Source organism: Phenylobacterium sp. (assembly GCF_035539035.1).
In the GTDB taxonomy this organism is placed as follows: Bacteria; Pseudomonadota; Alphaproteobacteria; order Caulobacterales; family Caulobacteraceae; genus Phenylobacterium.
In genome coordinates this window covers 898774-924679 of sequence record NZ_DATLJI010000016.1, presented here as the reverse complement: position 1 = coordinate 924679, position 25906 = coordinate 898774, and the positions used below count along the sequence as shown (strand labels likewise).

Below are 25906 nucleotides of genomic sequence, written 5' to 3'. Positions count from 1 at the left end.
CCGGGGCTCGACGCCCGGTCCGGGAGTTCCTAGGCTCGGGCCAGGGGATCGGGGGAGCTCTCATGAAGCGCCTGAGCGTGTTGGCCGCGGCCGTCGGGCTGCTGATCGCCGGGCCGGCCCAGGCGGCCTGGCTGAAGGCCGAGGCGGACCGCTTCATCATCTACAGCAGCGGTCCGGAACATGTGCTGCGCGAGTATGCGGCCAAGCTCGCCGCCTTCGACGGCCTGCTGCAGCGGCTGGCGCCGGCCGCGTCGCAGGAGAGCTCGCCGGTCAAGCTGGAGATCTACCTGGTCCGCGACTTCGAGGAGATGCGCCAGGTCCGGCCGGGCGTGCGGAACATGCTGGGCTGGTACCGGGCCGGGCCCGAGGGGGTCTACGCCCTGGCCGTGGCGAGCCGGGCCAACGCCCGCTACGACGACACCCTGTTCCACGAGTACGCCCACCACTTCATGCTGGACCGCTTCCCGGTCGCCTATCCGGCCTGGTTCGTCGAGGGCTGGGCGGAGTACGTGGCGTCGGCCCAGGTGGTGGGGGCGGACATCACGCTCGGGGCGCCCGACGCGTCGTCCGCCTATGCCCTGCTGAAGGAGGACTGGCTTGCCCTGGACGTCGTCCTCTCCAAGCGCGTTTGGGAGCTGCCGCGCGACCGGCGCGGCCAGTTCTATGCCCAGGCCTGGCTGCTCACCCACTACATGCAGAGCACGGCGGCGCGGGCGGACCAGCTCAACCGGGCGCTTCGGGCGATCTCCGCGGGCGAGGCGCCGGTGAAGGCGTTCGAGACCGCCACGGGGGCGCCGCTGGAGACGCTGACCCGCGAGCTGCGGGCCTACCGCCAGCTGCGGTCGGTGATGCTGAGGGGCGTGGCCACGCCGCCCCGGCTGGTGGTGAGCCGCCTGCCGGACTCGGCCGACGATCTGCTGCTCGACCGCCTGAGGCTGATGGACGGGGCGGCCGCCGACCCGCAGCCGCATTACCTGGGGGCGATCCGCCGCCGCGCCGGGGGCCATGCGGGCGACCGTCTCGCGGAGCTGACGCTGGCCCAGGCGGAGTTCCTCTACGGCGACGTGGCGCGCGGCGAGGCGATCCTGCGGCGGCGGCTGGAGGCCTCGCCGGACGACATCGAGGCGCTGCGGATCGCCGGGCAGGGCCAGCTGCTGGCCGGCGAGCGCAGGCCCGCCGAGCGCGTCGCCCGCTTCAGGGCCGGCCGCGCCTACCTGGCCAAGGCCTATGCGCTCGACCAGACGGACTACCGCACCCTGGTCGCCTATTCGCAGAGCCGGACGGTGGAGCCGAACTATCCGACGGACAACGACGTCAATGCGCTGCTGGAGGCGCGCGGCCTCGCGCCGGCGGTCCAGGCCACCTCGGTGATGGCCGCCCGGGCGCTGATCGCCAGGGGCCGGGGCGCGGAGGCGGAGGCGATCCTCAAGCCCGTGGCCAACAATCCGCACGGCGGGCGTCTCGCGGCCGAGGCGCGGGCCTTGCTGGCCGGCAAGGCGAAGGCCGAGCCGGAAGCCGACGAGGCCGAGGACGGGGCGCCGCCCGCTAGCTGAACATCTCCAGCATCCAGGGCAGGACGCGGCGGGGGCGGCCGGTGGCCTGGTCGATCAGCACCCAGGTGGTGGCCACCTGGGCGCACATGGCGCCGTCGGGGCCGTCGATGCGCACGAAGCGGTCGAAGCGGGGGCCCTCGGCGGTGTCGGAGACCCAGGTGCGGCCGGTCGCGGTCTCGCCGGGCAGCAGGGCGCGGCGGTAGTCGATCTCGTGGCGCAGCGCCACCCAGGCCCATTGCGCCTGGGCCTCAGCCGGGGCGCGGCTCTCCCAGTGGGCGATGGCCAGCTCCTGCGCCCAGCGCAGGTAGACCACGTTGTTCACGTGGCCGTTGGCGTCGATGTCGGCATCGGTGGGCTCGAAGCCGCGCGTGAAGACCTGCCGGCCCTCCGGCGGCTCGAGCAGGCGGGTCACGCCGTAAGCACGCCCTGTTCGGCCAGGAAGCCCTTCAGCTCGCCGGTCTGGAACATCTCCTTGACGATGTCCGCGCCGCCGACGAACTCGCCCTTCACATAGAGCTGCGGGATGGTCGGCCAGTCGGAATAGGACTTGATGCCTTCGCGCAGGGCTTCGCTCTGCAGCACGTCGACGCCGACGAAGTCCACGCCCAGGTGGTCGAGGATCTGCACCACCACGGCGGAGAAGCCGCAGCGGGGCTGTTCCGGCTCGCCCTTCATGAAGACGATCACGGGGTTCTCGGCCACGGACTTGGAGATCCAGTCGTGGACGGGGTTGGCGGTGGCGGCGTCGGTCATGCGGATCGCCCTTTCGGCGAATGGGAACTTCGGGGCAAGAGCTAGGGACGGGGGTCCCCAGGGTCAAGCGCGGCCGTGCGCGGCGCGTCAGGAGGGCGCGGAGGTCTCCAGCGCCAGCGCGTGCAGCTCGCCGCCCATCTTGCCCTTCAGCGCGGCGTAGACGAGCTGGTGCTGGCGCACGCGGGGCAGGCCCTGGAAGGCGGGCGAGACGATCCGGGCGCGGTAGTGGTCGCCGTCGCCGGCCAGGTCGAAGACCTCGATCTCGGCGTCGGGGAAGCCTTCGCGCAGGGCGGCTTCCAGGTCGGGTTGGGACATCGGCATGGGCGGACGGATAGGCCCGTCCGCCCATGACGTCCAGTTCAGTCGATGATCGACGAGTAGATGATGCTCTTCAGCTGGCCGCGGAAGTTGAAGGTGCCCGACGGCATCAGCTGGGTCATGAAGACGACGGAGAGGTCCTCCTTCGGGTCGACCCAGAAGATGGTCGAGGCCGCCCCGCCCCAGTAGTAGTCGCCGGCGCCGAGCGCGCCGGTCTCCACCTGGCCGAGGGTGGAGGCGAAGCCCAGGCCGAAGCCGACGCCCTCGTTGGCGGTCTCGGAGAAGGAGCCGAGGGCCACCTGGGTGAGGTCCTTGCCGCCGGGCAGGTGGTTCATGTGCATCAGCTCGATGGTGCGGGGCCCGAGGATCCGCTGGCCGTCCAGCTCGCCGCCGCGGCGCAGCATCTCGCAGAACCGCAGGTAGTCGGCGCTGGTGCCGGTCAGGCCGCCGCCGCCGGACTTGAAGCCGGGCTCGCGGAGGAAGGCGCTCTTCTCCGGGTCGTCGATCAGCTTCAGCTGCTTGTCGGCCCCGCGCTGGTAGTTGGCGGCGAAGCGGTGGGCCTTGTCCGGCGCGACCTGGAAGGCGGTGTCGGTCATGCCGAGCGGCTGGAAGATCACCTCGTCGAGGTACTGGGCCAGCGGCTTGCCGGAGATCACCTCGACCAGCGCCCCGCAGACGTCGGTGGCCAGCGAGTACATCCAGGCCGTGCCCGGCTGGTAGCGCAGCGGCACCTGGCCCAGCTTGTCGAGGAACACCTGCATGCTGTCGGGCGCGTCGAAGGAGCGGATCTTCAGCGAGCGGTAGATGTGGTCGATCGGGTGCTGGACGCCGACGCCCGGCAGGCCGCCGCCGTAGGTCAGGCCGGCGGTGTGGGAGAGCACGTCGCGGAAGCTGATCGGCCGGTGCGCCGGCTCGGTCTGCATGACGTCGCCCTCGCCGCTCGTCCAGACGCGGTGGTCCTTCCAGGAGGGGACGAAGCGGCTGACCGGGTCGTTGAGCTGGAAATGGCCCTGCTCGTACAGGGTCATCAGGGCGACCGAGGTGATCGGCTTGGTCATGGAATAGATGCGGTAGATGGTGTCGTCGGCGGTGGGCTTGCCCCGCTCGCGGTCCATCAGGCCGAAGTTCTTCGCATAGGCGATGTGGCCGTGGCGGGCGACGGTGACCTGGCAGCCGGCGATCTTGCCGTTCCCGATGTAGTTGCGCTCCAGGTGGTCGGTGATCCGCTCCAGCCGGCCGGCGTCCAGGCCCGTCCACTGCGATTGGGCGTCCATCAAATTCCTCCCGTGAAATGGTCTTCTTGGAAATAGGCGGCCATCATGGGCCCCGAACGGGGCGCGAGCCAAGGGGGACGAGCGTGGACGAGCTGGAACGGATCGCGGGCGGGGTGGGCGAGCGGCTGAAGGCGGCCGGGCAGACGGTGGCCGTGGCGGAGAGCTCGTCGGGCGGCCTCATCTCGGCGGCCCTGCTCGCCGTGCCGGGGGCGTCGAAATACTACCTGGGCGGCGCGGTGGTCTACACGCCCAAGGCCCGGGTGATGCTGATGGAGATCCCCAAGGAGGCGCTGGCCGGCATGCGCTCGGCCAGCGAGCCCTACGCGCTGCTGCTCGCCCGCACGGCGCGGGAGCGGTTCGGGGCGACCTGGGGCGTCTCGGAGACCGGGGCGGCGGGGCCGACCGGCAATCCCTACGGCGACGCGCCCGGCCACACCTGCGTGGCGATCTCCGGCCCCGTGGAGCAGGTGATCACCATCGAGACCGGCTCGGACGACCGCTCGGCCAACATGCGGGCCTTCGCGGCGGCGGCGCTGGAGCTGCTGGGCCGCGCGGTCGGGGACTAGGCCGCCGGCTCCAGCGCGCGGGCCATGGCCTCGACGAGCGCCCGGGCGGTGATCGGCTTGGCCAGGTGCAGGTCGGCGCCGGCGGCGCGGGCGTCCTCGCGGTGCTGGCGCATGGCGTTGGCGCTGAGCACGATCAGCGGGGTGCGCGGCGCGCCGGCGGCCGTCTCGTGGCCGCGGATCGCCCGGGTGGCGGCCAGGCCGTCCATCACCGGCATCTGCATGTCCATCAGCACCAGGTCGAAGGTCCCGGCGCGATAGGCTTCGAGGGCCAGGGCGCCGTCCTCCACGGCGACGAGCTCCACGCCCAGCGGCTGCAGGATGAGCTCCACGACGCGGCGGTTGGTCGGATGGTCCTCGGCCAGCAGGATGCGCAGCGGGCCGGCGCGCTCCGGCAGGGCGAGCGCCGACGGCGGCTCCGGCGCGGCGGAGCCGGCGTCGTACTCGGCGAGCGGGCGGTGGCGCGGCAGGGGCAGGACGAGACGGAAGACGCTGCCGCGGCCCGGGACCGAGGCGGCCTGCAGCTCGCCGCCCATCATCTCGGCGAGCGCCTGGCTGATGGAGAGACCCAGGCCGCTGCCGCCGAACCGGCGGGTGATGGAGGTGTCGGCCTGGCTGAAGCGCTGGAACAGCCGCGCGGCGAAGGCCTCGTCGAAGCCGACGCCGGTGTCGCGGACCTCCAGGGTCAGGCGGGCCGGGGCGCCGGCACAGCCGTCCTCGACATCCAGCCGCACCGCCACCTCGCCGTGCGCGGTGAACTTCACCGCGTTGGAGAGCAGGTTGCCGGCCACCTGCTTCAGCCGCACGGCGTCGCCGAGGAACTCGCCGCGGGCCGCCGCGCCGTGCTCCGCGCGGAAGGCGAGCCCCTTGTCCTCGGCGCGCAGGCGGAAGACCTCCACCACCCCGTCCAGCTCGGCCCGGAGGTCGAACGGGCGCACCTCGATCTCCAGCCGGCCGGCCTCGATCTTGGAGAGGTCGAGGATGTCGGAGACCAGCCGCTCGAGCGTGCCGCCCGAGCGGGCGATCAGCTCGACCATCTCGCGCTGGTGGTCGGCGAGCTCGGTCTGGGCCAGCGCCGCGGCGACGCCGATCACCCCGTTCAGCGGCGTGCGGATCTCGTGGCTCATATTGGCCAGGAAGTCGCTCTTGGCGCGGTTGGCCGCCTCGGCCGCGGCGCGCGCGGCGGCCATCTCGGCCTCGATGGCCAGCCGCTCGGTGACGTCGCGGGCGACGCCATAGACCAGGTCGCCGACCCGGCGGGCGCGCCATTCCAGGTGACGGTACGAGCCGTCGCGGCACCGGTAGCGGTTGATGAAGCCGTCGACCTCGGTCTCGCGCTCCAGCCGCTGCATGTGGCCGTGGCTGGCCGGCCGGTCGTCGGGGTGGATGAAGTCCAGCATCGGCCGGCCCTCCAGCTCCTCGACGCGGTAGCCGAGCGCCGTCTCCCAGGCGGGGTTCACCTTCACGAACCGGAAGTCGGCGTCGCGGATGCACAGCATGTCGAGCGACACGGCGAAGAAGCCGGCGATGTCCGGCTCCGGGCCCGGCAAGGCGTCAGGGGTGCGTCTCGGAAGGGGCGCCATGGCGGGTGTGTTCGTCCTAGGCGCCCAAGCTGCCAGCGCGCGGCCGCATGATCCAGCCGTAAGGTTACCGGGTCGTGCCTGGCCGTGGCTGCGACCGGGTGAAGGGGAACCACGGACTACACGGACCACACGGACGGGGGCGGAGCCGTTTGAACCACCAAGGACACGAAGACCACGAAGGGGCCGGGGTTCGTGGGGTTCGTGTGGTTCGTAGGCCGATGGCGCGGCTGTCGCGACTTTGCGCCTTGGTGTGCTTGGCGGTCGCCCTCTCACCGCCGCCTTCCCCGAGATCCGTTTATCCCGGCGAAAGCCGGGACCCAAGCGGAGCCGATGACGGTCTGGATGGGTGAAGGGAGAAGGGAGGAGGGCTGCTTTCGCCCCTGAGCGACATTCAAGTTGGATTGCGGACCCGTACCGAGGCAGCGATCTGATCCGCACGATCTTGGTCGTTCGGGACCGAGAGGCTCCACGCTTGGACCTCGCGTGGCCAGCTGAACGGAGTTGGCAGCAGGCGACTTCGCGGAATCGATGCGTCCGCAGCGTTACCCACGTAAACGGCTGCGTAGGGCACCTCACCGCATAGGACGCGGAACACCTGAAAATCCATTTGGGTTTCAGTGGAAGTCATCCTGCAGCCCGTCGGCAGCGCGATGTCAAAGGCATCGCGGCCCTTCTGCAGAGCAGCTCGCGGCAATTCTAGCTGCTGCGCTGCTTCGTCCCTTTGCGGCGAGCAGCCTGCAAGCAGCGAGATTCCAAGCAGCCCCAACAACCGGACGCCATGGTTCTTCATGCCCGGAGGCTAGCGCGGCTTTGAGCAGAGCGGGAGAGGTCCGCTTTCCACCCATAGCTGACGTCCGCGTTCGACCCATCTGAGACCTTTGGAACGTCCGCTTGTTGGCCGCAGGATCAGGGCATATTCGGGACGTTGCAGTCGAAGGGATGGCGATGACGAGGGGAACGGTTGTTCAAGCGGCTTGCCACTGCCGAAGCGTCCGATTTGAGATAGAGCTGACCGACGGCTTGAACACGGCGCTTCGTTGCGACTGCTCGTTTTGCCGGATGCGCGGGGCCGTGGCCGTTTCAGCGGAGCTTGACGGTCTGAAGATAGTCTCGGGCCAGGACACACTGACCGAGTATCAATTCAATACCAAAGTCGCCCGGCACTATTTCTGCTCCGTCTGTGGAATCTACACCCATCATCAGCGGCGCTCCAATCCCAGACAGTTCGGCGTGAACGCGGCCTGCATCGAAGGGGTGAGTCCCTTCGATTTTGCGGAGGTGCCCGTCGTCGACGGCATCAATCACGCCAGCGACAGGAGCGGGGGCGCGAGCGGCGGATCCAGAATAGCCGGCGTCCTGCGTTACCACGCAGCCGGTGACTAGGCGTCGAGGTCGGCCGTCCATCTAGAGCTGAGGTTCGGAACGTCCGCTCGTCGCATGGCGGGCGACCTCGCCCGTCCCGCCCTTAAGTCCATGGTGGATCGCGAGCCTGCCGGGAGAGGCGTGTCAAGGACGCGCCCCTGGCGCGCCGCTCCGCGGCGAGCGCTGCGCGCTCGTCCTTGAGACGCCTGGCCCGGCAGGCAGAATGCTGGCCATGGGCTTCAGGGGCAGGTCTGGCTGATGCGGCTCAACGCAGGAGGTCTGCAGTGGGTCGGTTGCGGACCCTGGGAGAGCAAGCCTAGCTATCGGGATGATCCGTCTGTTTGTCACGATCGTCCTCTGCGCTCCGCTTCTGGCGAGCTGTCGCGAAGCGCCGGCCGAAGCTTCGATACCCTCCGCGGACACTGGTGCTGCCTACACATTGGCTGCTGTCGAAAGGGAGCGACTGATCCGGCGAGCCACCAATGGAGACGCCGAGGCGTCGTTCCGCCTGGCGCAGTATTACGGCATGGCCGGGGGAGAGGACCGCAGCCCTCGGAACTTCGCACATGATCAGCGGGAAAAGCGACGCTGGCTTTCCCTCGCGGCGTCGCAGGGGCATGAAACCGCACGCTTGAACTGGGCGGTGGAGCTCTCATCATCGGACTGTGCGGGCGCTCGCCGGATCATGCAGGAAGAGGCCAGAGCCGGATCAACAGAGGGCCACCGAGCGGCTGCGCGGGGCTGGCTCGACGATCCCTCCTTCAACTGCCGCAGATAGCGACGACGGTCGCTCGCTACCCATAGCGGCCGTTGGGAGCCTGTTCCGCGGCCGCGGGGCGAACGTCGGCTCGACCCATAGCCGAGGGCAGACGCAGCGCTTAACCTCGCTGTCAGAAGGGATCCCAAGTGGACATCGACCTGCTCACCCGACTGCCTGGAGGGCCAGAACTCGTCGAATGGTTTGGCTATGCACCACGCTTCCATGATGGCGAGGTGCTTGAAGTGGCGCTGGACCGAGAGGGAGCTACCTGCTCCGTGCGTGTTCACGGCTTCGAGATCACGAATGAGGTCGATGCAGATGGATATTTTGTTTGCACCAAGCACGTGGTCGTCACGTTCGTCTTCCGCGATCTCACCCAACTTCGGCTTGATGGCTTCAATCATCAAAACGCGGTCATGGCGATAACGATAGGCCGCGGTCTGGACGCGCAGTTTCGCATGGAGATCGAACCCGCCTACGGGCTGGGGGGCGTGATCGAAGGGAGAGAGCTGGAAATCACCCTCGATCCGGGAATCCCGTCCCCAGCCAATATCTGAGGCTCAACGGGTCGCCGTCCGGCCAATCCCATCTATCGTCTGGTCCGCCAGGGTGAAGGTGGTCGGGGTGGTCCGCTCACCACCCATTGCGGAGCCTTCCTGCGTCGGCTGTCCGGATGCGCGGCCCCTGCTAGGGTGGCTGCGCCGATAAGGATCGTCACGAGTGCCAACACAACCTGCAGACAACCTAACAGAAGAGGAGCGGGCGCTTTTTGGCGCCTTCAACGTGGCCGCGGACTTGGCGGCCCGCTGTCGTCACCTCCGAGAAATGGGGGCGTCGGTAAGCGCGGGGGCCTTAGATGTTGTGGTCAACACGCTCATGACCGAGCTCTGGGACCAGCGTTTCTCTCAAACAGAGATCCGTGAGGCCTTTGTCGCGGCGGTGGCTGACATGAACCGGTATGCGGCTGGGGAGGAGCGGCTGAGCAAAGACGACTGCGCACCCGCTGCGGACCTTCGGCGCGTCCGCATTCGGGTGTCCGGCCGCGGCGGATTCAGCTTGGGTCCCGGCTTTCGCCGGGATGAGCGGAGAGGCGGTCAGGTGAGGCCGAGGGCGCGGGTGACGGCGGCCGGGTCGAAGTAGGGGCGCTCGCAGAGGATGCGGTCGCTGCCGGGCGTGAACTCGAAGCTCGCGGCCATGCGGACGCGGAAGGTCCGGCCGGTGGGCTCGACGGTGCGGCCCTTGAGCTTCAGGGGGCCGAGGTGGGTCCCGGTCAGCCAGAACTCCACGAGCACGGTGTCGCCGGCGTGCGCGATGGCGATGATCTCGTTGCCCTGGTCGGGGAAGGGCGTGCGGGAGGCCGCGAAATAGCCGCGCACGGCGGCCTCGCCGTCGAACACCGCGCCGGAGCCGTACATCTCGTAGCGGGGGTGGTCGAAGGTTGCGATGACCCCGTCCCAGTCGTGGACGGTCTCCAGATGCATGTGGTCGCGCACGACCTGGATGCGGCGCTCGGCGAGGTCGGCGGGAGCGGGGGTCATGCGGCGGAGCTTAGCGGATCGGGGGAACCACGGAAGACACGGACGGCGCGCTACTGGCTCGCCCCCCTCGCATCGACCGGGATGATCGCTTCCAGCACGTCGCCGCGGACGGCCCAGAGGCGGTCGTGGCGGTCGATGGTGGGGTCGATGTGGCCGGGGACCAGGTCGAGGCGGTCGCCGCGGCGGAGGTGGCGGCCGGCGGGGCGGACGAGGCGGCCGTGCTCGTCGCCGAAGAAGCCGTAGGCGGCGTCCTCGAACCCGGGGGTGGCGACGGCGGGCAGGGGGCCGTCGGTGGACAGCGCCTTCAGGCCCGCGTCGAGGGTCACCCACTTGGGATGGTTGGCGCTGATCACCGTGGTGGCCACGAACAGGGCCTGGCGGAAGTCGCCGGCCGGCTCGCCGTCCAGCGCCTCGCGGTACTCGCGGTCCATGAACAGGTAGGAGCCGGGCTGCAGCTCGTTCAGCACGCCGAGCTCGACGTCGGCCTGGAAGGTGCCGGTGCCGCCGCCGGTGACCACCTCGACCTCGCCGCCGACCCCGCGGACCGCCTCGATGGCGTCGCGCAGCCGGGCCATGCCCTGGGCCACGGCCTCGCGCCGGGCGGCGGCGTCGGCCATGTGCTGCCAGTGGCCGCCGTAGCCCTGCACCCCCAGGAGCCGCAGGCGCGGGTGGCGCAGGATGGCGCGGGCGAGGTCGGCGGCGTGGTGGGCGTCGGCGACGCCGGTGCGGCCGAGGCCCACGTCCACGTCGATCAGCACCTGCATCGGGGTCTCGGCGGCAGCCAGCTCGGCGACGCCGTCGGGGTGGTCCACGACCAGCCGGAAGTCGGGCATCTCGCGGGCGAGCCAGGCGGCGCGCTCGGCGTTCATCGTCCCGGTGATCGGCGAGGTGAGCAGGATCGAGCCGATGCCGGCGGCCTCCAGCGCCTCGGCCTCGGCCAGCTTGGCGCAGCAGACGCCGGCGGCGTCCGCCTCGAACTGGCGGTAGGCGATCCAGGCCGACTTGTGGGACTTGGCGTGCGGCCGAAGCGCCACGCCGGCCGCCTTGGCGCGCCCGGCCATCAGGGCGAGGTTGGCCTCGAAGGCGTCGAGGTCGAGGATCGCCGCCGGCGTCGGGATCTCGTGGCGGGAGCCCGGCTCGCCGACCAGGGCGCGGGCGAGCGCCACGTGGCGCGGTTCGCTCATCGGCCTTCCATGTAGGCCGGCATCCAGGCCTCGTGGGCGGTGCGGAGCTCGGACAGGGCGAGGCTGAAGAGGCCGGGGACGGCGAGCACGTCGCCGCCCGCCTCGCCGACCACGTGGGCCGGGACGCCGGCCGCCTCGGCGGCGGCCAGGAGGGCGTCGGCGGCGCGGGTGGCGACGAGGTAGCGGCCCTGGTCCTCGCCGAACAGGAAGGCGTGGGCGGGGAGCTCGTCGGGCGCCTTCAGCTGGGCGCCGACGTCGGAGGCCAGCGCCATCTCGGCCGCGGCGGCGATCAGGCCGCCGTCGGAGAGGTCGTGGACCACGTGCGCCTGGCCGCTCTGGATCAGGCTGCGGACGAAGTCGCCGTGGCGGCGCTCGGCGGCGAGGTCGACGGGCGGCGGAGCGCCCTCCTCGCGGCCGAGGCATTCGCGCAGGTACATGGACGCGCCGAGCTCGCCGCGGGTCTCGCCGACCAGCACCAGCCGGTCGCCGGGCTTCATGCTCCCGAAGTCGGCGCGGCGGGCGTAGTCGGCCAGGAGGCCCACGCCGCCGACGGTCGGCGTCGGCGGAATGGCCTGGCCATTGGTCTCGTTGTAGAGGCTGACGTTGCCGCTCACGACCGGGAAGTCGAGGGCCGCGCAGGCCTCGGCCATGCCCTCGATGGCGCGGACGATCTGGCCCATGATCTCGGGCCGCTCGGGATTGCCGAAGTTCAGGTTGTCGGTGATGGCGATGGGCGTGGCGCCCACGGCGGTGAGGTTGCGCCAGGCCTCGGCGACGGCCTGCTTGCCGCCCTCGTAGGGGTCGGCCTGGACGTAGCGCGGGGTGACGTCGGAGGTCATGGCCAGCGCCTTGCGGCCGCCGTGCACGCGCACGACGCCGGCGTCGGCGCCGGTGGCCGAGTCCTCGAGGGTGTCGGCCATGACGTGGCGGTCGTACTGCTCCCAGATCCAGCGCTTGGAGGCCATGTCAGGGGCCGACATCAGGGTCAGGACGGCGGCCTTCCAGTCGGCGGGCGCGGCCACGTCGGCGGCGGTGAGGCGCGGCTGCGGCGCGGGCGCGACCCAGGGGCGGTCGTAGAGCGGGGCGTCGTCGAATAGCGGGGCCAGCGGCACGTCGCAGACCACCTCGCCCTTGTGCTTCAGGACCATGTGGCCGGTGTCGGTGGTCCTGCCGATGATGGCGGCGTCGAGGCCCCACTTCTCGAAGATGGCGTGGCCGTCGCGCTCGCGGCCGGGCTTGAGGATGGCCAGCATCCGCTCCTGGCTCTCCGAGAGCATCATCTCGTAGGCGGTCATGCCCTCCTCGCGCTGGGGCACGGCGTCGAGGTCGAGCTCGATGCCGACGTCGCCCTTGCCGGCCATCTCCACGGACGAGGAGGTGAGGCCGGCGGCGCCCATGTCCTGGATGGCGGCGACCGCGCCGGAGGCCATCAGCTCCAGCGTGGCCTCGATGAGGAGCTTCTCGGCGAACGGGTCGCCGACCTGGACGGTGGGGCGCTTCTCGTCGGAGGCCTCGTCAAACTCGGCCGAGGCCATGGTCGCGCCGTGGATGCCGTCGCGGCCGGTCTTGGAGCCGAAGTAGACCACCGAGAGACCGGGGGCCGGAGCCGCCGAGTAGAAGATCTTGTCGGCGTCGGCCAGGCCCACGCACATGGCGTTGACCAGGATGTTGCCGTCGTAGCCGCGGTGGAAGTTGGTCTCGCCGGCCACCGTGGGGACGCCCACGCAGTTGCCGTAGCCGCCGATGCCGGAGACGACGCCGGAGACGAGCCGCCTGGTCTTCGGATGGCTGGGATCACCGAACCGCAGGGCGTTGAGCAGGGCCACCGGCCGCGCGCCCATGGTGAAGACGTCGCGCATGATGCCGCCGACGCCCGTGGCCGCGCCCTGGTAGGGCTCGATGTAGGAGGGGTGGTTGTGGCTCTCCATCTTGAAGATGCAGGCCTGGCCGTCGCCGATGTCGATGACGCCGGCGTTCTCGCCCGGGCCCTGGATGACGCGGGGGCCCTTGGTGGGGAACTTGCCGAGGTGCTTGCGGCTCGACTTGTAGGAGCAGTGCTCGGACCACATGACCGAGAAGACGCCCAGCTCCACGAGGTTCGGCTCGCGGTTCAGGCGCTGGACGATCAGGTCGTATTCCTCGGGCTTCAGCCCGAACTCGGCGGCGGTTTCGGCGAGGGTCTTCGAGGGCGCGGCGCTCATGGGGCGCCTTCTAGCGGGACTCTCGCGCCCGCGCGATAGGGGCCGCGCGATCGGGGGAACAAGCCGCAAGGCCCGCCGGTTGGTCGGGCGCTCCTGGCGTCCACAGGACGCCGCAGTAAGAGAGGCGTACCGATGGCCAACAACAACCAGATGAACAACGACCAGATGAACCAGGGCCGGCAGCAGCAGGCCGGCGGTCGTCAGCAGATGGACCCGAAAGGCCAGCAGGGCTCCCGTCAGGACGACGGCCAGCGCATGCAGCAGAATGGCCAGGACCTGAAGAAGAACAAGGGCGGCCACTAGCGACCGCCCCACCCGATCGGAATTGAGGAGAACGGCCGGGCCACCCCCGGCCGTTCTGCTGTCCGGTCCAGGAAAATTACAGATGTAGTTGTGCCGGCCGCGGATCTGGGGTCAAGTCGGGGGATGAGGGATGCGGCGCGACCAGGCGGCTCACGAACCCCGGCGGAAGGGCGGCTCACCGTCCTGCAGTCGCTGGGCATGGTGGCCGTGGTGCTGGGGGCGGCGAGCATCCCGGCCTATGTGATCCTGACCACCTGGCTGGACCGGCGGGCGGTGGAGGCGGACTGGACGATCTCCGGGCCGGCGTGCCCGCAGGTGGCGGCGCTGGATCCGGCGGTGGTCGGCCGCAAGCCGGCGAAGGTGTTCAGCTACCAGAAGGTCCGCTTCGCGCGGCAGTCGGGGCATGTGAGCTGCGTGACCCTGGACGCGGGCGGACCGTTCCAGCGGCGCACCTACCCCGTCTGCCAGTTCAGCGGGCCCGCGGGCGTCGGCGTCACCACGGCCGAGGGGACGGTGTTCTACCAGCCGGGCGCGGCGCAGCGGGTGACGGTCAGCGTCCGCGACGGCCGGCCGGCGTGCGTGATGGCGGGATGGTTCCGCCATTAGGCGCGCCGCGAATGTCGGAAGACCGACCGATCATCGGAACAAATGTCTGAGTTAATCCGCGTAGAGGGTAACCGCTTATTCGGACTCGCCTGAGTAGTGTCTGAGGAATGCTCCGGCAAACCGAAGAAAAGTTATCAAGCTATGCTTTTCGATAACCTGCGTATCTCCCGCAAGCTGACCGTCGGTTTCGCGGCGGTGGTGCTCACCCTCGTGGGCATGGGCGGGTGGACCTTCTACACGCTGAACACCCTGGGCGCGGCGCGCGCGCAGACGGCGAAGGCCAACGAGGTCATCGCCACGCTGGAGCAGGCCAAGTTCTACCTGGCCCGCCAGGAGAACAGCTACCGCGGCTATCTGCTGTCGCGGGACGTGTACTACATGGAGCGGGTCGCCAAGCACCGGGGCAACTTCAAGAAGCGCCTGGAGGCGGGGGCGGCCCTGCTGGCCGACCGTCCCGAAGACCAGAAGGTGCTGCAGGGCGTGGGCGTCGCCGCCGACAAGTGGCACGACCAGATCGTCGTCGCCGGCAAGGTGCTGGCCGACGATCCGCTGACCCTCCAGCAGGCCGTGGACATGGTGGGGCCGGACGGCGCCGCCGACGGCCTGATCGCGCCGGCCGAGGACGGCATCGAGGCGCTCTACGAGAGCACCAACAAGCGGATGGAGACGCTGGTCGCCCGCCAGGCGAGCGTGACGCGCACCGCCTACATCACGCTCGCCGCCTGCATCGGGCTCGCGGTGCTAATCGCCACGGCGCTCGGCATCCTGCTGACCCGCGCCATCGCCCGGCCGGTGACCGCGCTGACCGAGGCCATGCGCAAGCTGGCGTCGGGCGACTACACCGTCGAGGTGCCGGCCCAGGGCCGCCGCGACGAGCTCGGCCTGATGTCGGACGCGGTGTCGGTGTTCAAGGACGCTGGGGTCGAGAAGCTCAGGCTCGAAGGCCTGACCGCCGAGCAGCGCAAGGCCGCGGACGAGGAGCGGGCGCGCAACGAGGCGGCCAAGGCCAAGGCGGCGGCCGAGCTGTCGGGCGTCGTGGCCGCGCTGGGCGAGGGGCTGGAGCGGCTGAGCGAGGGCGACCTGCGCCACCGCATCGATATCGCCTTCCCGGCCGAGTACGAGAAGCTGAAGGCCGACTTCAACGGCGCCATCGGCCAGCTCGAAAGCGCCATGGCCGTGGTGCTGGGCAATGTGCGCGCCATCCGCGCCGGCTCCAGCGAGATGGCCACGGCCGCCGACCACCTGTCGCGCCGGACCGAGCAGCAGGCCGCGAACCTGGAAGAGACCGCCGCGGCGCTCGAGGAGATCACCGCCACGGTGAAGGCCTCGGCCTCCAGCGCCACCCAGTGCGCCGGCGTGGTGCAGTCGGCGCGCGAGGACGCCCAGTCGAGCGGCTCGGTCGTCTCCGAGGCCGTGGCCGCCATGAGCGAGATCGAGGGCTCGGCCAAGGAGATCAGCAACATCATCGGGGTGATCGACGAGATCGCCTTCCAGACCAACCTCCTGGCGCTCAACGCCGGGGTCGAGGCGGCCCGCGCGGGCGAGGCCGGCCGCGGGTTCGCCGTGGTCGCCTCGGAAGTGCGGGCGCTGGCCCAGCGCTCGGCCGACGCGGCCAAGGAGATCAAGACTCTGATCAGCACCTCCAGCGCCCAGGTGGGCCGCGGCGTGGCGCTGGTCGACCAGACCGGCGAGTTCCTGCAGCGGATCGTCGAGCGCGTGGCGCAGATCGACAGCCTGGTGAGCGAGATCGCCACGGGCGCCCAGGAGCAGTCGCGCGGCATCGGCGAGGTGAACACCGCCGTCAACCAGATGGACCAGCTGACCCAGCAGAACGCCGCGATGGTGGAGGAATCCACCGCCGCCAGCCACGCGCTGAGCCACGAGGCCGACGTGCTGGACAGCTCCGTCGCCCGCTTCCAGGTGAGCGCCATCGTGGAGTCCGGGAAGGCGGCGCCGGTCCGCAAGGCCCAGCAGACCGTCACCGCCATGAAGACCACGGGCCCGGGCGGCGCGGCGCGCAAGCCCGCGCCCGCGCCGGCCCCGGCTTCCGACAGCTGGGAAGAGTTCTAAGGACGTCGCCTCCCCGACGCGGGCGGGCGTCCCCGGCTTGACCGCCGGGGGCGCCCGTCGTCTCCTCCCCGGCCTGTAGAGCGGGGGAGGGTGGGATGATCCGGGCGTTGATGCTGGCGGCGGCCGTGACGGGCGCGCCCCTGGCGAGCGCGCAGGCCGCCCCGGCCGGCGAGGCGTTCCAGCAGGTGCTGGCCGACCACTGGGCGTGGCACCTGCGGACCAACCCGCGCCAGGCGCGGCTGCTCGGCCACAAGCAGTACGCCCGCGAGCTGGGCGACCCGTCGCTGGCCGGCATGGACGCCGAGGCCCGCGAGGCGGCCGCCTTCATCGCGCGGCTGGACGCCATCCCGGCCGCGGAGCTGTCGCCCGCCGACCGGATCGACCTGCAGATCCTCCGGCGCGACCTGGCCGACCAGGTGGAGCGCAACCGGCACGTCCAGCGGGCGCAGCTGTTCTCCAACCGCCGCGGCTGGCACCTGCAGTTCGCCCGCGAGGCCGAGGAGTTCCCGCTGTTCAACAAGGCCGACCACGAGGACTACCTCGCCCGGCTGGCGGCCTATCCGGCGTACAACCGCAAGGCCATCGAGACGACCCGCAGCCTGGTGAAGGCCGGCGCCACCCACCCCTGCGCGGCGATGGCCGGGTTCGAGCGCTCGATCGCGACCCACATCGTCGCCGACCCGACGGCCTCGGACTTCTACGCCCCGTTCCGCAAGGCCAGGCCCACGAACATCCCGGAGGCCGACTGGCAGGCGATGTCGGCGCGGGCCCGCGAGCTGATCGCCACCGCGGTGGTCCCAGCCTACCGGGACTTCCAGAGCTTCTACGTGGGCGAGTACCAGCCGCGCTGCCGCAAGGACCACGGCGACGCCGGCATGCCGGGCGGGCGCGAGTGGTACGCCTACAAGGTCCGGCTGATGACCACGACGGAGCGGACGCCGGACGAGATCCACCGGCTGGGCCTGTCGGAGGTCGCGCGCATCCGCGCCGAGATGGACCAGGTGGTGAAGCGCTCGGGCTTCAAGGGCGACCGGCGGGCCTATGCCGAGCACCTGCGCACCGACCCGCAGTACTATCCGAAGTCCGCCGACGAACTGATGCGCGAGGCCTCGTTCCTGGCCAAGAAAATCGACGGCGAGATGCCCAAGCTGTTCGGCCGGCTGCCGCGCATGCCCTACACGGTGAAGGAGGTGCCGGCCTCGATCGCGGCGGGCACCACCACGGCCTACTACAACCGCGGCTCGCTCGAGGCGGGGCTGCCGGGCGTCTACTACGTCAACACCACCAAGCTGGACCAGCGGCCGCTGTTCGAGATGCCGGCGCTGACGGTGCACGAGGCGGTGCCGGGCCACCACCAGCAGCTCGCCCTGCAGCAGGAGCTGGACCTGCCGGAGTTCCGCCGCCACGCGGTGTCGTTCACGGTCTTCTCGGAGGGCTGGGGCCTCTATTCCGAGCGGCTGGGGATCGACATGGGCCTCTACGACACGCCGGCCAAGGACTTCGGCCGGCTGTCCTACGAGATGTGGCGGGCCTGCCGGCTGGTGGTCGACACCGGCCTGCACTCCAAGGGCTGGACCCGCGAGCAGGCCATCGAATTCATGCTCGAGAACACGGCGCTCTCCCGGGCCAACATCGAGGCCGAGGTGCACCGCTACATGGTCGATAGCGGCCAGGCCCTGGCCTACAAGCTGGGCGAGCTGAAGTTCCGCGAACTGCGGGGCAAGGCCGAGCAGACCCTGGGCCCGAAGTTCGACCTGCGCGCCTTCCATGACGCGGTGCTGGAGAACGGGGCCGTGCCGCTCGACGTGGTCGACGCCCACGTGAACGCCTGGATCGCGGCGCAGGCGGGCAAACCCGCCTCCTGAAGCCGTCATCCCCGGGCTTGTCCCGGGGATCCATGAGCGCGGCGCCGGGGCACGCGGGCTCGACGGCGACGCCTGCGGGCCTGCTCCCATGCGTCGTGGCGATGGATGGCCGGGACAAGCCCGGCCATGACGAGCGGTTTTGCTGGGCGCGGCTATTTCGCCACCATGTCGCGGCGGAGCCAGCGGCAGGTGAGGAAGAAGAACATCCCGCCCACGGCGTAGAGGGCCGCGGTGATCAGCATGGAGCGCTGCAGGCTCTGCGGGTGGGCGATGGCGCAGACGTCCTGCTGGGCGGCGGCGAGCGCGGCGCGGGCGGCGCCCTCGCAGGCCTTGCGGGTGAGGTCGGCGGCGCCGAGGTCGGCCACCTGCAGGGTGAAGATCAGGTCGCTGAGCGCGCCGATGAACAGCGGCCCCAGGCCGTAGCCCAGGAGGTTCACCACGAACAGCAGGATGGCCGTGGAGACGGCGCGCACCTGGGCGGAGACCACGCCCTGGCCGATCGTGTACTGGGCCGCCAGGTAGCCGTACTTGATGGCCCCGCCGATGCAGAGGCCGATGGCGGCGAACAGCAGGTTGTGGGTCGTGAAGGCCCAGAAATAGAAGGGTACGCTGGCCGTCAGGCCGATGCCGGCCAGCCAGGCGATGGCGTTGGGGTGGCGCTTGGCCAGCTTCTCGGCCAGCCAGCCGGTGGCGAAGGTGCCCACCGCCGAGGAGAGCGCCACGGGCGCGTTGATCATCACCGCCGCCTCGCCGGCCGAGAGGCCGAAGCTGCGGTTCAGGAACAGCGACTGGAAGGAGGCGATGCCGTAGCCGCAGAAGGCGGCGATGGTCGCCGCCACGGTCATGGTCCAGAACGAGGGCTTCGAGGCCAGCTCCTTCAGGCCGTCGGAGAACTTCGGCCGGTCCCGGCGCACCGTGCCGGGCGGGTCGGTGTAGCCGCGCGGCGGCTCCTTCACGGTGAGCTTCAGGACGATGGCCACGAGCACGCCGGGCACGCCCAGGACGAAGAAGGCGGCCCGCCAGCCGAAGGCGTCGGTGACCGGTCCGCCGATCAGGTTGGCCAGGAGGCCGCCGAGCGTCACGCCCATGGCGTAGTAGCCGAGAGCGGTCGATCGCGATTTCGGCGGATAGTAGTCGGCGATCAGGGAGTTGGCGGGCGGGGTGCAGCCGGCCTCGCCGATGCCGACGCCCACGCGGCAGGCCAGGAGCACCCAGAAAGCGCCGATGGTGATCGAGCCGATGGTGATCTCGGCGGCCAGGCCGCAGAGCGCGGTCATCGCCGACCAGAGCGCCACGCAGACGGTCATGATCCAGACCCGGTGGCGGGTCTCGGCGAACTGGGCCAGCGGGATGCCGACGAAGGTGTAGAGCAGGGCGAAGCCGAAGCCGGTGAGCAGGCCGAACGCGGTGTCGGAGATGCCCAGCTCCGGCTTCATCTGCGGGGCGACGACCGAGAGCAGGCCGCGGTCGACGAAGTTCAGGATGTAGATGACCAGCAGCGCGGTCAGGACGTAGCTGCGGTAGGGCTTGGACCCGAAGCCGGTAAGGTGGCCGTCCCCGCCGGCCGCCGTCGTCGCACTCATCCTGGTCCCCTGCTCCGTCACGCCCGCGGTGTTCCGCTTGAGGCGCGGGAACGTACCGACTGTTCGAGAGCGGGGCAATGCGGGCTCGTGTGGCTCCGAGCCGAGAGCGCCGCTACTCCGCCGCCCTGCACCCACCACCATCCCTACCCTTCCTCCATCGAGGAGGAAGGGGCGCGCATTCCTGAGGGGCCGCTGGCCTACCGCGCCGGCTTGCGGGGCGGCCTGGGGCCGCGGGGCGCGCCGTCGGGCTTGCCGGCGTAGGGCTTGCGGGGCGGGCGGTCGTCGGCGCCGCGCGGACGGTCATCGTTGCCGCGGCGCGGCGGCGGGCCGCGGCGGGGGCCGGCGGGCCTGGGGCCGCGCTCGCGCGGGCCGGGATCGCCCGCGGGCTCGATCTGCAGCTCGCGGTCGTCGGTGGCGTTCTTCACCGCCTCGCGGAAGCGGCCCTCGGCCTGGCGGGTGATCTCGAACTTGGTCTCGCGGTCGAAGATGCGGATCTGGCCGATGTCCTGCTTGGTCACGTGGCCCAGGCGGCAGATCAGCGGGATGAGCCACTTGGGGTCGGCGTTGTTCTTGCGGCCGAGGCTGATGCGGAACCAGCTGGCGTCCATCACCTCGTAGGTCTCGCGCTCGCCGCGCGCCGGGCGCTCGGCGCGGTCGCGCGGGGAGGGGGCGTGCGGGATGTCCTCGAGGATCTCCTCCGGCTCGGGCAGGCGGGCGCGGTGCAGGCGGATCAGGGCGGCGGCGACGGCCTCGGCGCCGCGCTCCTCCAGCAGGCGCTTGGCGAGCGCCAGGTCCTGCTCGGTGGCGCCTTCGGTCAGCAGCGGGTCTTCCAGCAGGCGCGCCTGGTCCCTGGCGCGGACCTCGTCGGCGGTCGGCGGGCCGGACCATTCGGCCTCGATGTTGGCCGAGGCCAGGAGCTGCTCGGCCTTGCGGCGGCGGTTGTGCGGCACCAGCAGGACGGAGACGCCCTTCTTGCCGGCCCGGCCGGTGCGGCCGGAGCGGTGCAGCAGGGCGGCCTTGTTGATCGGGATCTCGGCGTGGATGACGAGGCCGAGGTCGGGCAGGTCGAGGCCGCGGGCGGCGACGTCCGTGGCCACGCAGGCCCGGGCATGGCCGTCGCGCAGCGACTGCAGGGCGTCGGCGCGCTCCTTCTGGGAGAGTTCGCCGGAGAGCTGGACGGCGGCGAAGCCGCGTTCGCGCAGCGCGCTGTGCAGGTGGCGGACGGACTCGCGCGTCGAGCAGAAGATCAGGGCGCCGGGCGCCTCGAACCAGCGCAGCAGGTTGACGACCGCGTTCTCCATCTCGGTCGGCGCGCAGCGGACGGCGCGGTACTCGATGTCGCCGTGCTGCTCGTCGCGGCGCACGGTGTCGATGCGGTGGGCGTCGCGCTGGTAGCGGCGGGCGAGCGCCACGATGTCCTTGGGAAGGGTGGCCGAGAACAGCAGGGTGCGGCGCTCGACGGGCGTGGAGTCGAGGATCTCCTCGAGGTCCTCGCGGAAGCCCATGTCGAGCATCTCGTCGGCCTCGTCGAGGACGGCGACGCGCAGGTCCTTGAGGATCAGGTTGCCGCGCTCGAGGTGGTCGCGCAGGCGGCCGGGGGTGCCGACCACGATGTGGCAGCCGGCGGCCAGCGCCCGCTGCTCGCGCCGGGCGTCCATGCCGCCGACGCAGGTGACGATCTTCGCGCCGGCCGGGGCGTAGAGCCATTCCAGCTCGCGGGCGACCTGCAGGGCGAGCTCGCGGGTGGGCGCGATGGCGAGCGCGAAGGGCTCCTCGGGCGGGCCGAAGCGCTCGGCCTCGCCCAAGAGCTGGTGGGCGGCGGCCAGGCCGAAGGCGACGGTCTTGCCCGAGCCGGTCTGGGCCGAGACCAGCAGGTCGCGGTCGACCGGGGCCGCCAGGACGGCGGCCTGCACAGGCGTCGGCTCGGCGTAGCCCTGAGCTTCAAGGGCCCGCGCGAGCGCGGGATGGGTGGCGGGAAAGGGCATCGGGCGGTCCTTCAGAGCGCCTCGACAGAACGTGGCGGAAACGAAAGTGAGCGGGCCCGTAGCAGAAACGGGCCCGCTGCGCGAGCTTCGCCTATCTCGCCTCGACCACCGGCAGCTCGATGGCGCTGGCCTGGGCGCCGGTGTGGAACACCCGCTGGGTCGCCTTCCGGTAGTCCGAGGGCTTCGCGAAGAAGATGTTCGGCGTGAAGGTCTGCGGGTTGCGGTCGTAGAGCGGGAAGAGGCTCGACTGCACCTGCACCATGATCCGGTGGCCCGGCAGGAAGACGTGGTTCGTGGTCGGCAACTCGAACCGGTACTTCTGGACCTTGCCCGCCGGGATGGCGGTGGGCGTCTCCAGGCTGTCGCGGTAGCGGCCGCGGAAGATCTCCAGCGCCACGGGCATCTGGTAGCCGCTCATGTCCAGGTCGGACGCCACGAAGTCGGGGTGCACGTCGATCAGCTTCACGACCCAGTCGGAGTCGGTCCCGCTGGTCGAGGCGAACAGGTTGACGACGGGCTCGCCGGAGACCTGCAGCGGGGCGGTGAGCGGCTCGGAGACATAGGTCAGCACGTCGGGCCGGGTGGCGGCGTGCCGCTGGTCGGAGACCAGCCAGAAGCGCCACTGGTCCGACTGGTCGGCGCGGACCGGGCGCGGCACGTAGGGGACGGGCTTGGCCGGGTCGGAGACGTACTCGTCGTAGGCGGCGCCGCCGGCCGGCCGCTCGAAGCCGAGCTTCAGGCCGGGCTGCAGGTAGAGCGGCCGCATCGTGGATTCGCAGCCGCGCGCGCAGGCCAGCGGCCACTTCGGATAGCTGCGCCACTCCATCGTGCCGGTCTCGAAGATGGTCACCGGGGCGAGGCCGGCCTTGGGGCCGTTGGTCTTCAGGTGCTGGTCGAGGAAGGGCTTGAGCACCCGGCGGCGGAAGTCGGTGGCGGTGTCGCCGGGCAGCTTCACGGCGCCGAGCTGGCGCTGCTCGTAGTTGACGCCGGAGTGCCGCCAGGGACCCAGCGCCAGGAAGTTCATGTGGTTGCCGGCGTCCTTGGCCTCCGTCGCCTGGTAGGCGTGCAGGGCGCCGTAGATGTCCTCCTGGTCGAACAGGGCGCCGACCCACAGGGTGGGGACCTTCAGCGGCCGCTGGGCGAGGATCCGGTCCAGCGCCTGCTCCTGCCAGAAGGCGTCGTAGGCCGGGTGCTCGGTCATCTTGCGGAAGGCCGGGATCTGGTCGAGGCCGTGCCGCCGGGCGAACTCGCCGGCCGAGCCGGCGCGCAGGAAGTTGTCGTAGTCGTCCAGCGCCTCCTTGGCGATCCCGTCGCCGAGGCCCCTGACGGTCATCTGGCTGGCGAACCAGCCCAGCATGGTCTGGCGGAAGGCACCGTTCTGGAACCAGTCGTCGCCCATCCAGCCGTCGATCATCGGGCTCTGGGGGACCGCCGCCTTCAGGGCCGGATGCGGGTCGACCAGGGCCATGGCGGTGGTGAAGCCCGGATAGGACGAGCCGATCATGCCGACCCGGCCGTTGGACTCCGCCACGTTCTTCACCAGCCAGTCGATGGTGTCGTAGGCGTCGGTGACGTGGTCGACGGCGGTGGCGTTCAGCGGCCCGCGCACCGGGCGGGTGAGCACATAGTCGCCCTCCGAGCCGTACTTGCCGCGGACGTCCTGGTAGACGCGGATGTAGCCGTCGGCGAGGAAGGCCTCGTCCATCTGGCTGCCGGTGGCCGTGGCGGCGGGGGAGACGTTCCGCTCGGCGGACTTCTTGGCGTTGTAGGGCGTGCGGGTGAGCAGGATCGGCGCGTCCTTCGCGCCCTTGGGCACGATCATCACCGTGTGGAGGCGCACGCCGTCGCGCATCGGGATCATCACCACGCGCTTCTCGTAGTCGAAGCGGTCGGCGGGCGTGCGGAAGGTCGCCGGGATGTCCGGCGTCATCGGCGGGGTCTGGGCCTGGGCGGGCGCGGCGAGGGCGAGGAGCGCCGCGGCGGCGGCGGAGAGGGCGTGCTTCATGGGGAAAGCGTAGCGGGCGCGCCAGCTTCGTGGAACTACCTCCACCATCGCGGCGGCGATGGGGCGAGCCCCATCCCGTGCCGGCGGCTTTCCCCCTCCACCCTCGGCTCTTCGGCGCGAACGCGCCTCGGCCTCCGGTCCCCCTCCCGCCGCTTCGCGGGGGAGGTAGGTCAGGCGCTGGCCAGGGCGCTCTGGAAGAGGATGGCGCCGTCGGCGGAGCCGAGCTCCGGCTCGAAGGCGCGGTCGGGATGGGGCATCATGCCCAGGACGTTGCCCTGCGGATTGACGATGCCGGCGATGTCGCGGGCCGAGCCGTTGGGGTTCTGCAGGTAGCGGAAGACCACCAGGCCCTCGCCCTCCAGGCGCTCCAGCGTCTCGTCGTCGGCGAAGAAATTGCCCTCGCCGTTGCCGACGGTCATGGCGACCTGGCGGCGGCCCTGGTAGCCGGCGGTGAACCGGGTCTGGGCGTTGGTGACCTCCAGCTCGACCGGCTTGCAGACGTACTTCAGCCCCTCGTTGCGCAGCAGGGCGCCCGGCAGCAGGCCGACCTCGCAGAGGATCTGGAAGCCGTTGCAGATGCCGACGGTGGCCACGCCGCGCTCGGCGGCGGCCTTGACCTCGCCCATGATCGGCGAGAGCGCCGCCATGGCGCCGCAGCGCAGGTAGTCGCCGTAGGAGAAGCCGCCCGGCAGGACGATCAGGTCCAGGCCCTTCGGCAGCTCGGTGTCGCCGTGCCAGACCATGGCCACCTCGGCGCCCGTGGAGCGCTCGATGGCGACCTTGCAGTCGCGGTCGCAGTTGGACCCCGGGAAGACGATGACGGCGGCTTTCATGGGCCGCTCACATAGTCTGTGTCGGCGGATTTCGCCAGCCGGGCGGCTGTGGCGCAGCCGCTCATTTCCGCGTCCAGGCCTTCAAGCTGTCGAGATAGGCGTGCAGCTGGTCGTAGCCGGCGCGGTCGCCGTAGGGACAGCCGGTGGTGACCACGTCGGCGCCCTTCACCTGCTGCATCATCACCGCCGGGTGGCCGGGGGCGCCGGGGCGGGTGATCAGGTAGGAGGCCCGCCCGTCGGGCGTGGAATAGTAGTCGTAGGGCTCGGCGGGGTCGCCGGGGGCCTTGTTCAGCGGCTGGGCGGTGACGGCGGCGGAGAGCTCGCTGAACGTCCGGGCGCAGTCGAGCGCCAGCGGCGGCGCGGCCGGCGCGTCGGCTTCGGAGCAGGCAAAGAGGGTGAGGATCGGGAGGAGCGTAAGGGCGGCCGCCCTCACGCCACCTCCACGCGGTAGCTTTCGATGACGGTGTTGGCGAGCAGCTTCTCGCACATGGCCTTGACCTCGGCCTCGGCGGCGGCGGGGTCGGAGCCCTCGAGGTCGAACTCGATGGTCTTGCCGACCCGGACGTGCTCGACCGAGGGCCAGCCCAGGCCGTGCAGGGCCTGCTCGACCGCCTTGCCCTGCACGTCGAGGACGCCGGGCTTCAGGAAGACATGGACTTTGGCGCGCACTAGTGGAGACCCCCCTGAATCACGGTGGGCATCTCCTTCATGATGCCGAGCCGTCGCGCAACCTCGGTGTAGCTCTCGATGACGTTGCCGAGGTCGCGGCGGAACCGGTCCTTGTCGAGCTTCTCGTTGGTCTGGCTGTCCCACAGCCGGCAGCTGTCCGGGCTGATCTCGTCGGCCAGGATGATCCGGGCGAAGTCGTTCTCCCAGATCCGGCCGAACTCGATCTTGAAGTCCACCAGGGTGATGCCGACGGCGCCGAACATGCCGGTCAGGAAGTCGTTCACCCGCAGGGTGAGCGCCATCATGTCGTCGATCTCCTGGGTCGAGGCCCAGTTGAAGGCGGTGATGTGCTCCTCGGCGACCATGGGGTCGTGGAGCTTGTCGTCCTTGAGGTAGAACTCGATGATCGAGCGGGGCAGGGCCTGGCCCTCGGGCAGGCCGAAGCGCTTGGACAGCGAGCCGGCGGCCACGTTGCGGCAGACCACCTCCAGCGGGATGATCTCCACCTCGCGGATCAGCTGCTCGCGCAGGTTCAGCCGCTTGATGAAGTGGTTCTGGACGCCGATCGAGTTCAGCCGCGTCATGATGTACTCACTGATGCGGTTGTTGATCACGCCCTTGCCCTCGAGCACGGCCTTCTTGGTCGCGTCGAAAGCGGTGGTGTCGTCCTTGAAGTACTGAATCAGAGTGCCGGGCTCGGGACCTTCGTAGAGGATCTTGGCCTTGCCCTCGTAGATCTTCTTACGGCGGGTCATCTCTAAGCCTTCTCCGCGCGAGGACTTGCCGGTCGGTGAAACGAAAAACGCGCGCGGCAGATAGTTGCGCGCGCGGGTCCGACTCGGCCTCTCGCTCAATATGAGGCGGCTGGAAATTAGCGGATGCGGAAGCCTCGCGCAAA

Annotated in this window: 24 protein-coding genes; 8 read left to right on the top strand and 16 right to left on the bottom strand. The window is 70.6% G+C overall.

Translation table 11 applies throughout. The features are described 5' to 3' along the window. Positions 1-62 precede the first annotated feature (62 nt). Positions 63-1553 carry a hypothetical protein gene (locus VM685_RS18380; RefSeq protein WP_325461627.1) on the top strand — a complete coding sequence of 497 codons (1491 nt, stop codon included), beginning with the start codon at positions 63-65 and terminating at the stop codon, positions 1551-1553. Here the strand turns inward: VM685_RS18380 and VM685_RS18375 are convergent. The 4 genes from VM685_RS18375 to VM685_RS18360 form a co-directional block, all read right to left on the bottom strand. Continuing rightward, the gene (locus VM685_RS18375; RefSeq protein ID WP_325461626.1) at positions 1546-1965 is read right to left on the bottom strand and encodes a thioesterase family protein; all 420 of its coding nucleotides are present in this window, start codon (positions 1963-1965) and stop codon (positions 1546-1548) included. The genes VM685_RS18380 and VM685_RS18375 overlap by 8 nt on opposite strands. Beyond that, a complete protein-coding gene (gene grxD, locus VM685_RS18370) occupies positions 1962-2306 on the bottom strand; it encodes a Grx4 family monothiol glutaredoxin (RefSeq protein WP_325461625.1) in 345 nt (114 codons plus the stop codon). The genes VM685_RS18375 and grxD overlap by 4 nt, the downstream gene beginning before the upstream one ends. An 87-nt stretch (positions 2307-2393) precedes the next feature. Further along, positions 2394-2627, bottom strand: coding sequence for a BolA family transcriptional regulator (locus VM685_RS18365; protein WP_325461624.1), 234 nt, complete (start codon positions 2625-2627; stop codon positions 2394-2396). Between the two features lie 38 nt (positions 2628-2665). Then, entirely contained in the window at positions 2666-3898 is a 1233-nt protein-coding gene (locus VM685_RS18360) for a serine hydrolase domain-containing protein (RefSeq protein ID WP_325461623.1), read from the bottom strand. Between the two features lie 83 nt (positions 3899-3981). On the opposite strand from VM685_RS18360, the gene VM685_RS18355 reads away from it, so the two are divergent. Then, the gene (locus VM685_RS18355; RefSeq protein WP_325461622.1) at positions 3982-4464 is read left to right on the top strand and encodes a CinA family protein; all 483 of its coding nucleotides are present in this window, start codon (positions 3982-3984) and stop codon (positions 4462-4464) included. On the opposite strand, the gene VM685_RS18350 is transcribed toward VM685_RS18355, so the two are convergent. Continuing rightward, a complete protein-coding gene (locus VM685_RS18350; RefSeq protein ID WP_325461621.1) occupies positions 4461-6044 on the bottom strand; it encodes an ATP-binding protein in 1584 nt (527 codons plus the stop codon). The two genes, VM685_RS18355 and VM685_RS18350, sit on opposite strands and share 4 nt — an antisense overlap. 391 nt (positions 6045-6435) lie before the next feature. Further along, positions 6436-6834, bottom strand: a complete 399-nt coding sequence (locus VM685_RS18345) for a hypothetical protein (RefSeq protein WP_325461620.1) — start codon at positions 6832-6834, stop codon at positions 6436-6438. A 149-nt stretch (positions 6835-6983) separates the two neighbouring features. On the opposite strand from VM685_RS18345, the gene VM685_RS18340 reads away from it, so the two are divergent. Both VM685_RS18340 and VM685_RS18335 read left to right on the top strand, forming a co-directional pair. Further along, the gene (locus VM685_RS18340; protein ID WP_325461619.1) at positions 6984-7427 is read left to right on the top strand and encodes a GFA family protein; all 444 of its coding nucleotides are present in this window, start codon (positions 6984-6986) and stop codon (positions 7425-7427) included. Between the two features lie 885 nt (positions 7428-8312). Next, a complete protein-coding gene (locus VM685_RS18335) occupies positions 8313-8723 on the top strand; it encodes an Imm50 family immunity protein (RefSeq protein ID WP_325461618.1) in 411 nt (136 codons plus the stop codon). 537 nt (positions 8724-9260) lie between these two features. Here the strand turns inward: VM685_RS18335 and VM685_RS18330 are convergent. The 3 genes from VM685_RS18330 to purL are packed head-to-tail and all read right to left on the bottom strand — an operon-like array spanning position 9261 to position 13089. Further along, positions 9261-9704, bottom strand: a complete 444-nt coding sequence (locus VM685_RS18330; RefSeq protein WP_325461617.1) for a nuclear transport factor 2 family protein — start codon at positions 9702-9704, stop codon at positions 9261-9263. A gap of 50 nt (positions 9705-9754) precedes the next feature. Further along, a complete protein-coding gene (locus VM685_RS18325; RefSeq protein ID WP_325461616.1) occupies positions 9755-10888 on the bottom strand; it encodes a DSD1 family PLP-dependent enzyme in 1134 nt (377 codons plus the stop codon). Then, positions 10885-13089: a phosphoribosylformylglycinamidine synthase subunit PurL gene (purL, locus tag VM685_RS18320; protein WP_325461615.1), complete on the bottom strand. Its 2205-nt coding sequence runs from the start codon at positions 13087-13089 to the stop codon at positions 10885-10887. The genes VM685_RS18325 and purL overlap by 4 nt, the downstream gene beginning before the upstream one ends. A 132-nt stretch (positions 13090-13221) precedes the next feature. On the opposite strand from purL, the gene VM685_RS18315 reads away from it, so the two are divergent. From VM685_RS18315 to VM685_RS18300, 4 genes are all read left to right on the top strand, one after another. Then, a complete protein-coding gene (locus VM685_RS18315; RefSeq protein ID WP_325461614.1) occupies positions 13222-13392 on the top strand; it encodes a hypothetical protein in 171 nt (56 codons plus the stop codon). A gap of 123 nt (positions 13393-13515) precedes the next feature. After that, positions 13516-13998, top strand: coding sequence for a hypothetical protein (locus VM685_RS18310; RefSeq protein WP_325461613.1), 483 nt, complete (start codon positions 13516-13518; stop codon positions 13996-13998). 141 nt (positions 13999-14139) lie between these two features. Next, positions 14140-16068, top strand: coding sequence for a methyl-accepting chemotaxis protein (locus tag VM685_RS18305; protein WP_325461612.1), 1929 nt, complete (start codon positions 14140-14142; stop codon positions 16066-16068). Between the two features lie 95 nt (positions 16069-16163). Beyond that, positions 16164-17933 carry a DUF885 domain-containing protein gene (locus VM685_RS18300; RefSeq protein ID WP_325461611.1) on the top strand — a complete coding sequence of 590 codons (1770 nt, stop codon included), beginning with the start codon at positions 16164-16166 and terminating at the stop codon, positions 17931-17933. A gap of 152 nt (positions 17934-18085) precedes the next feature. Here the strand turns inward: VM685_RS18300 and VM685_RS18295 are convergent, their stop codons facing one another. The 7 genes from VM685_RS18295 to purC all read right to left on the bottom strand — a co-directional run bounded on the left by VM685_RS18295 (position 18086) and on the right by purC (position 25763). Beyond that, a complete protein-coding gene (locus tag VM685_RS18295) occupies positions 18086-19516 on the bottom strand; it encodes an MFS transporter (protein ID WP_325461610.1) in 1431 nt (476 codons plus the stop codon). A gap of 197 nt (positions 19517-19713) precedes the next feature. After that, the gene (locus tag VM685_RS18290; RefSeq protein ID WP_325461609.1) at positions 19714-21501 is read right to left on the bottom strand and encodes a DEAD/DEAH box helicase; all 1788 of its coding nucleotides are present in this window, start codon (positions 21499-21501) and stop codon (positions 19714-19716) included. A gap of 91 nt (positions 21502-21592) precedes the next feature. Then, positions 21593-23506: a CocE/NonD family hydrolase gene (locus tag VM685_RS18285; RefSeq protein ID WP_325461608.1), complete on the bottom strand. Its 1914-nt coding sequence runs from the start codon at positions 23504-23506 to the stop codon at positions 21593-21595. Between the two features lie 170 nt (positions 23507-23676). Beyond that, positions 23677-24339 (bottom strand): phosphoribosylformylglycinamidine synthase subunit PurQ, encoded by a 663-nt coding sequence (gene purQ / locus VM685_RS18280; protein ID WP_325461607.1) that lies wholly within the window; start codon positions 24337-24339, stop codon positions 23677-23679. A gap of 61 nt (positions 24340-24400) precedes the next feature. Then, entirely contained in the window at positions 24401-24772 is a 372-nt protein-coding gene (locus VM685_RS18275; RefSeq protein WP_325461606.1) for a hypothetical protein, read from the bottom strand. Then, positions 24769-25008 carry a phosphoribosylformylglycinamidine synthase subunit PurS gene (purS, locus tag VM685_RS18270; RefSeq protein ID WP_325461605.1) on the bottom strand — a complete coding sequence of 80 codons (240 nt, stop codon included), beginning with the start codon at positions 25006-25008 and terminating at the stop codon, positions 24769-24771. The genes VM685_RS18275 and purS overlap by 4 nt, the downstream gene beginning before the upstream one ends. Continuing rightward, a complete protein-coding gene (gene purC / locus VM685_RS18265) occupies positions 25008-25763 on the bottom strand; it encodes a phosphoribosylaminoimidazolesuccinocarboxamide synthase (protein ID WP_325461604.1) in 756 nt (251 codons plus the stop codon). Before purC ends, purS begins: the two co-directional genes overlap by 1 nt. Between the last annotated feature and the right edge of the window lie 143 nt (positions 25764-25906).

Excerpts from the sequence above, each read along its gene's own strand:
- VM685_RS18380 (WP_325461627.1), top strand. The coding sequence starts at position 63 with ATGAAGCGCCTGAGCGTGTTGGCCGCGGCCGTCGGGCTGCTGATCGCC.
- grxD (WP_325461625.1), bottom strand. The coding sequence starts at position 2,306 with ATGACCGACGCCGCCACCGCCAACCCCGTCCACGACTGGATCTCCAAG.
- VM685_RS18365 (WP_325461624.1), bottom strand. The coding sequence starts at position 2,627 with ATGCCGATGTCCCAACCCGACCTGGAAGCCGCCCTGCGCGAAGGCTTC.
- VM685_RS18360 (WP_325461623.1), bottom strand. The coding sequence starts at position 3,898 with ATGGACGCCCAATCGCAGTGGACGGGCCTGGACGCCGGCCGGCTGGAG.
- VM685_RS18350 (WP_325461621.1), bottom strand. The coding sequence starts at position 6,044 with ATGGCGCCCCTTCCGAGACGCACCCCTGACGCCTTGCCGGGCCCGGAG.
- VM685_RS18345 (WP_325461620.1), bottom strand. The coding sequence starts at position 6,834 with ATGAAGAACCATGGCGTCCGGTTGTTGGGGCTGCTTGGAATCTCGCTG.
- VM685_RS18340 (WP_325461619.1), top strand. The coding sequence starts at position 6,984 with ATGGCGATGACGAGGGGAACGGTTGTTCAAGCGGCTTGCCACTGCCGA.
- VM685_RS18330 (WP_325461617.1), bottom strand. The coding sequence starts at position 9,704 with ATGACCCCCGCTCCCGCCGACCTCGCCGAGCGCCGCATCCAGGTCGTG.
- VM685_RS18325 (WP_325461616.1), bottom strand. The coding sequence starts at position 10,888 with ATGAGCGAACCGCGCCACGTGGCGCTCGCCCGCGCCCTGGTCGGCGAG.
- purL (WP_325461615.1), bottom strand. The coding sequence starts at position 13,089 with ATGAGCGCCGCGCCCTCGAAGACCCTCGCCGAAACCGCCGCCGAGTTC.
- VM685_RS18315 (WP_325461614.1), top strand. The coding sequence starts at position 13,222 with ATGGCCAACAACAACCAGATGAACAACGACCAGATGAACCAGGGCCGG.
- VM685_RS18310 (WP_325461613.1), top strand. The coding sequence starts at position 13,516 with ATGAGGGATGCGGCGCGACCAGGCGGCTCACGAACCCCGGCGGAAGGG.
- VM685_RS18305 (WP_325461612.1), top strand. The coding sequence starts at position 14,140 with ATGCTTTTCGATAACCTGCGTATCTCCCGCAAGCTGACCGTCGGTTTC.
- VM685_RS18300 (WP_325461611.1), top strand. The coding sequence starts at position 16,164 with ATGATCCGGGCGTTGATGCTGGCGGCGGCCGTGACGGGCGCGCCCCTG.
- VM685_RS18295 (WP_325461610.1), bottom strand. The coding sequence starts at position 19,516 with ATGAGTGCGACGACGGCGGCCGGCGGGGACGGCCACCTTACCGGCTTC.
- VM685_RS18290 (WP_325461609.1), bottom strand. The coding sequence starts at position 21,501 with ATGCCCTTTCCCGCCACCCATCCCGCGCTCGCGCGGGCCCTTGAAGCT.
- VM685_RS18285 (WP_325461608.1), bottom strand. The coding sequence starts at position 23,506 with ATGAAGCACGCCCTCTCCGCCGCCGCCGCGGCGCTCCTCGCCCTCGCC.
- purQ (WP_325461607.1), bottom strand. The coding sequence starts at position 24,339 with ATGAAAGCCGCCGTCATCGTCTTCCCGGGGTCCAACTGCGACCGCGAC.
- purC (WP_325461604.1), bottom strand. The coding sequence starts at position 25,763 with ATGACCCGCCGTAAGAAGATCTACGAGGGCAAGGCCAAGATCCTCTAC.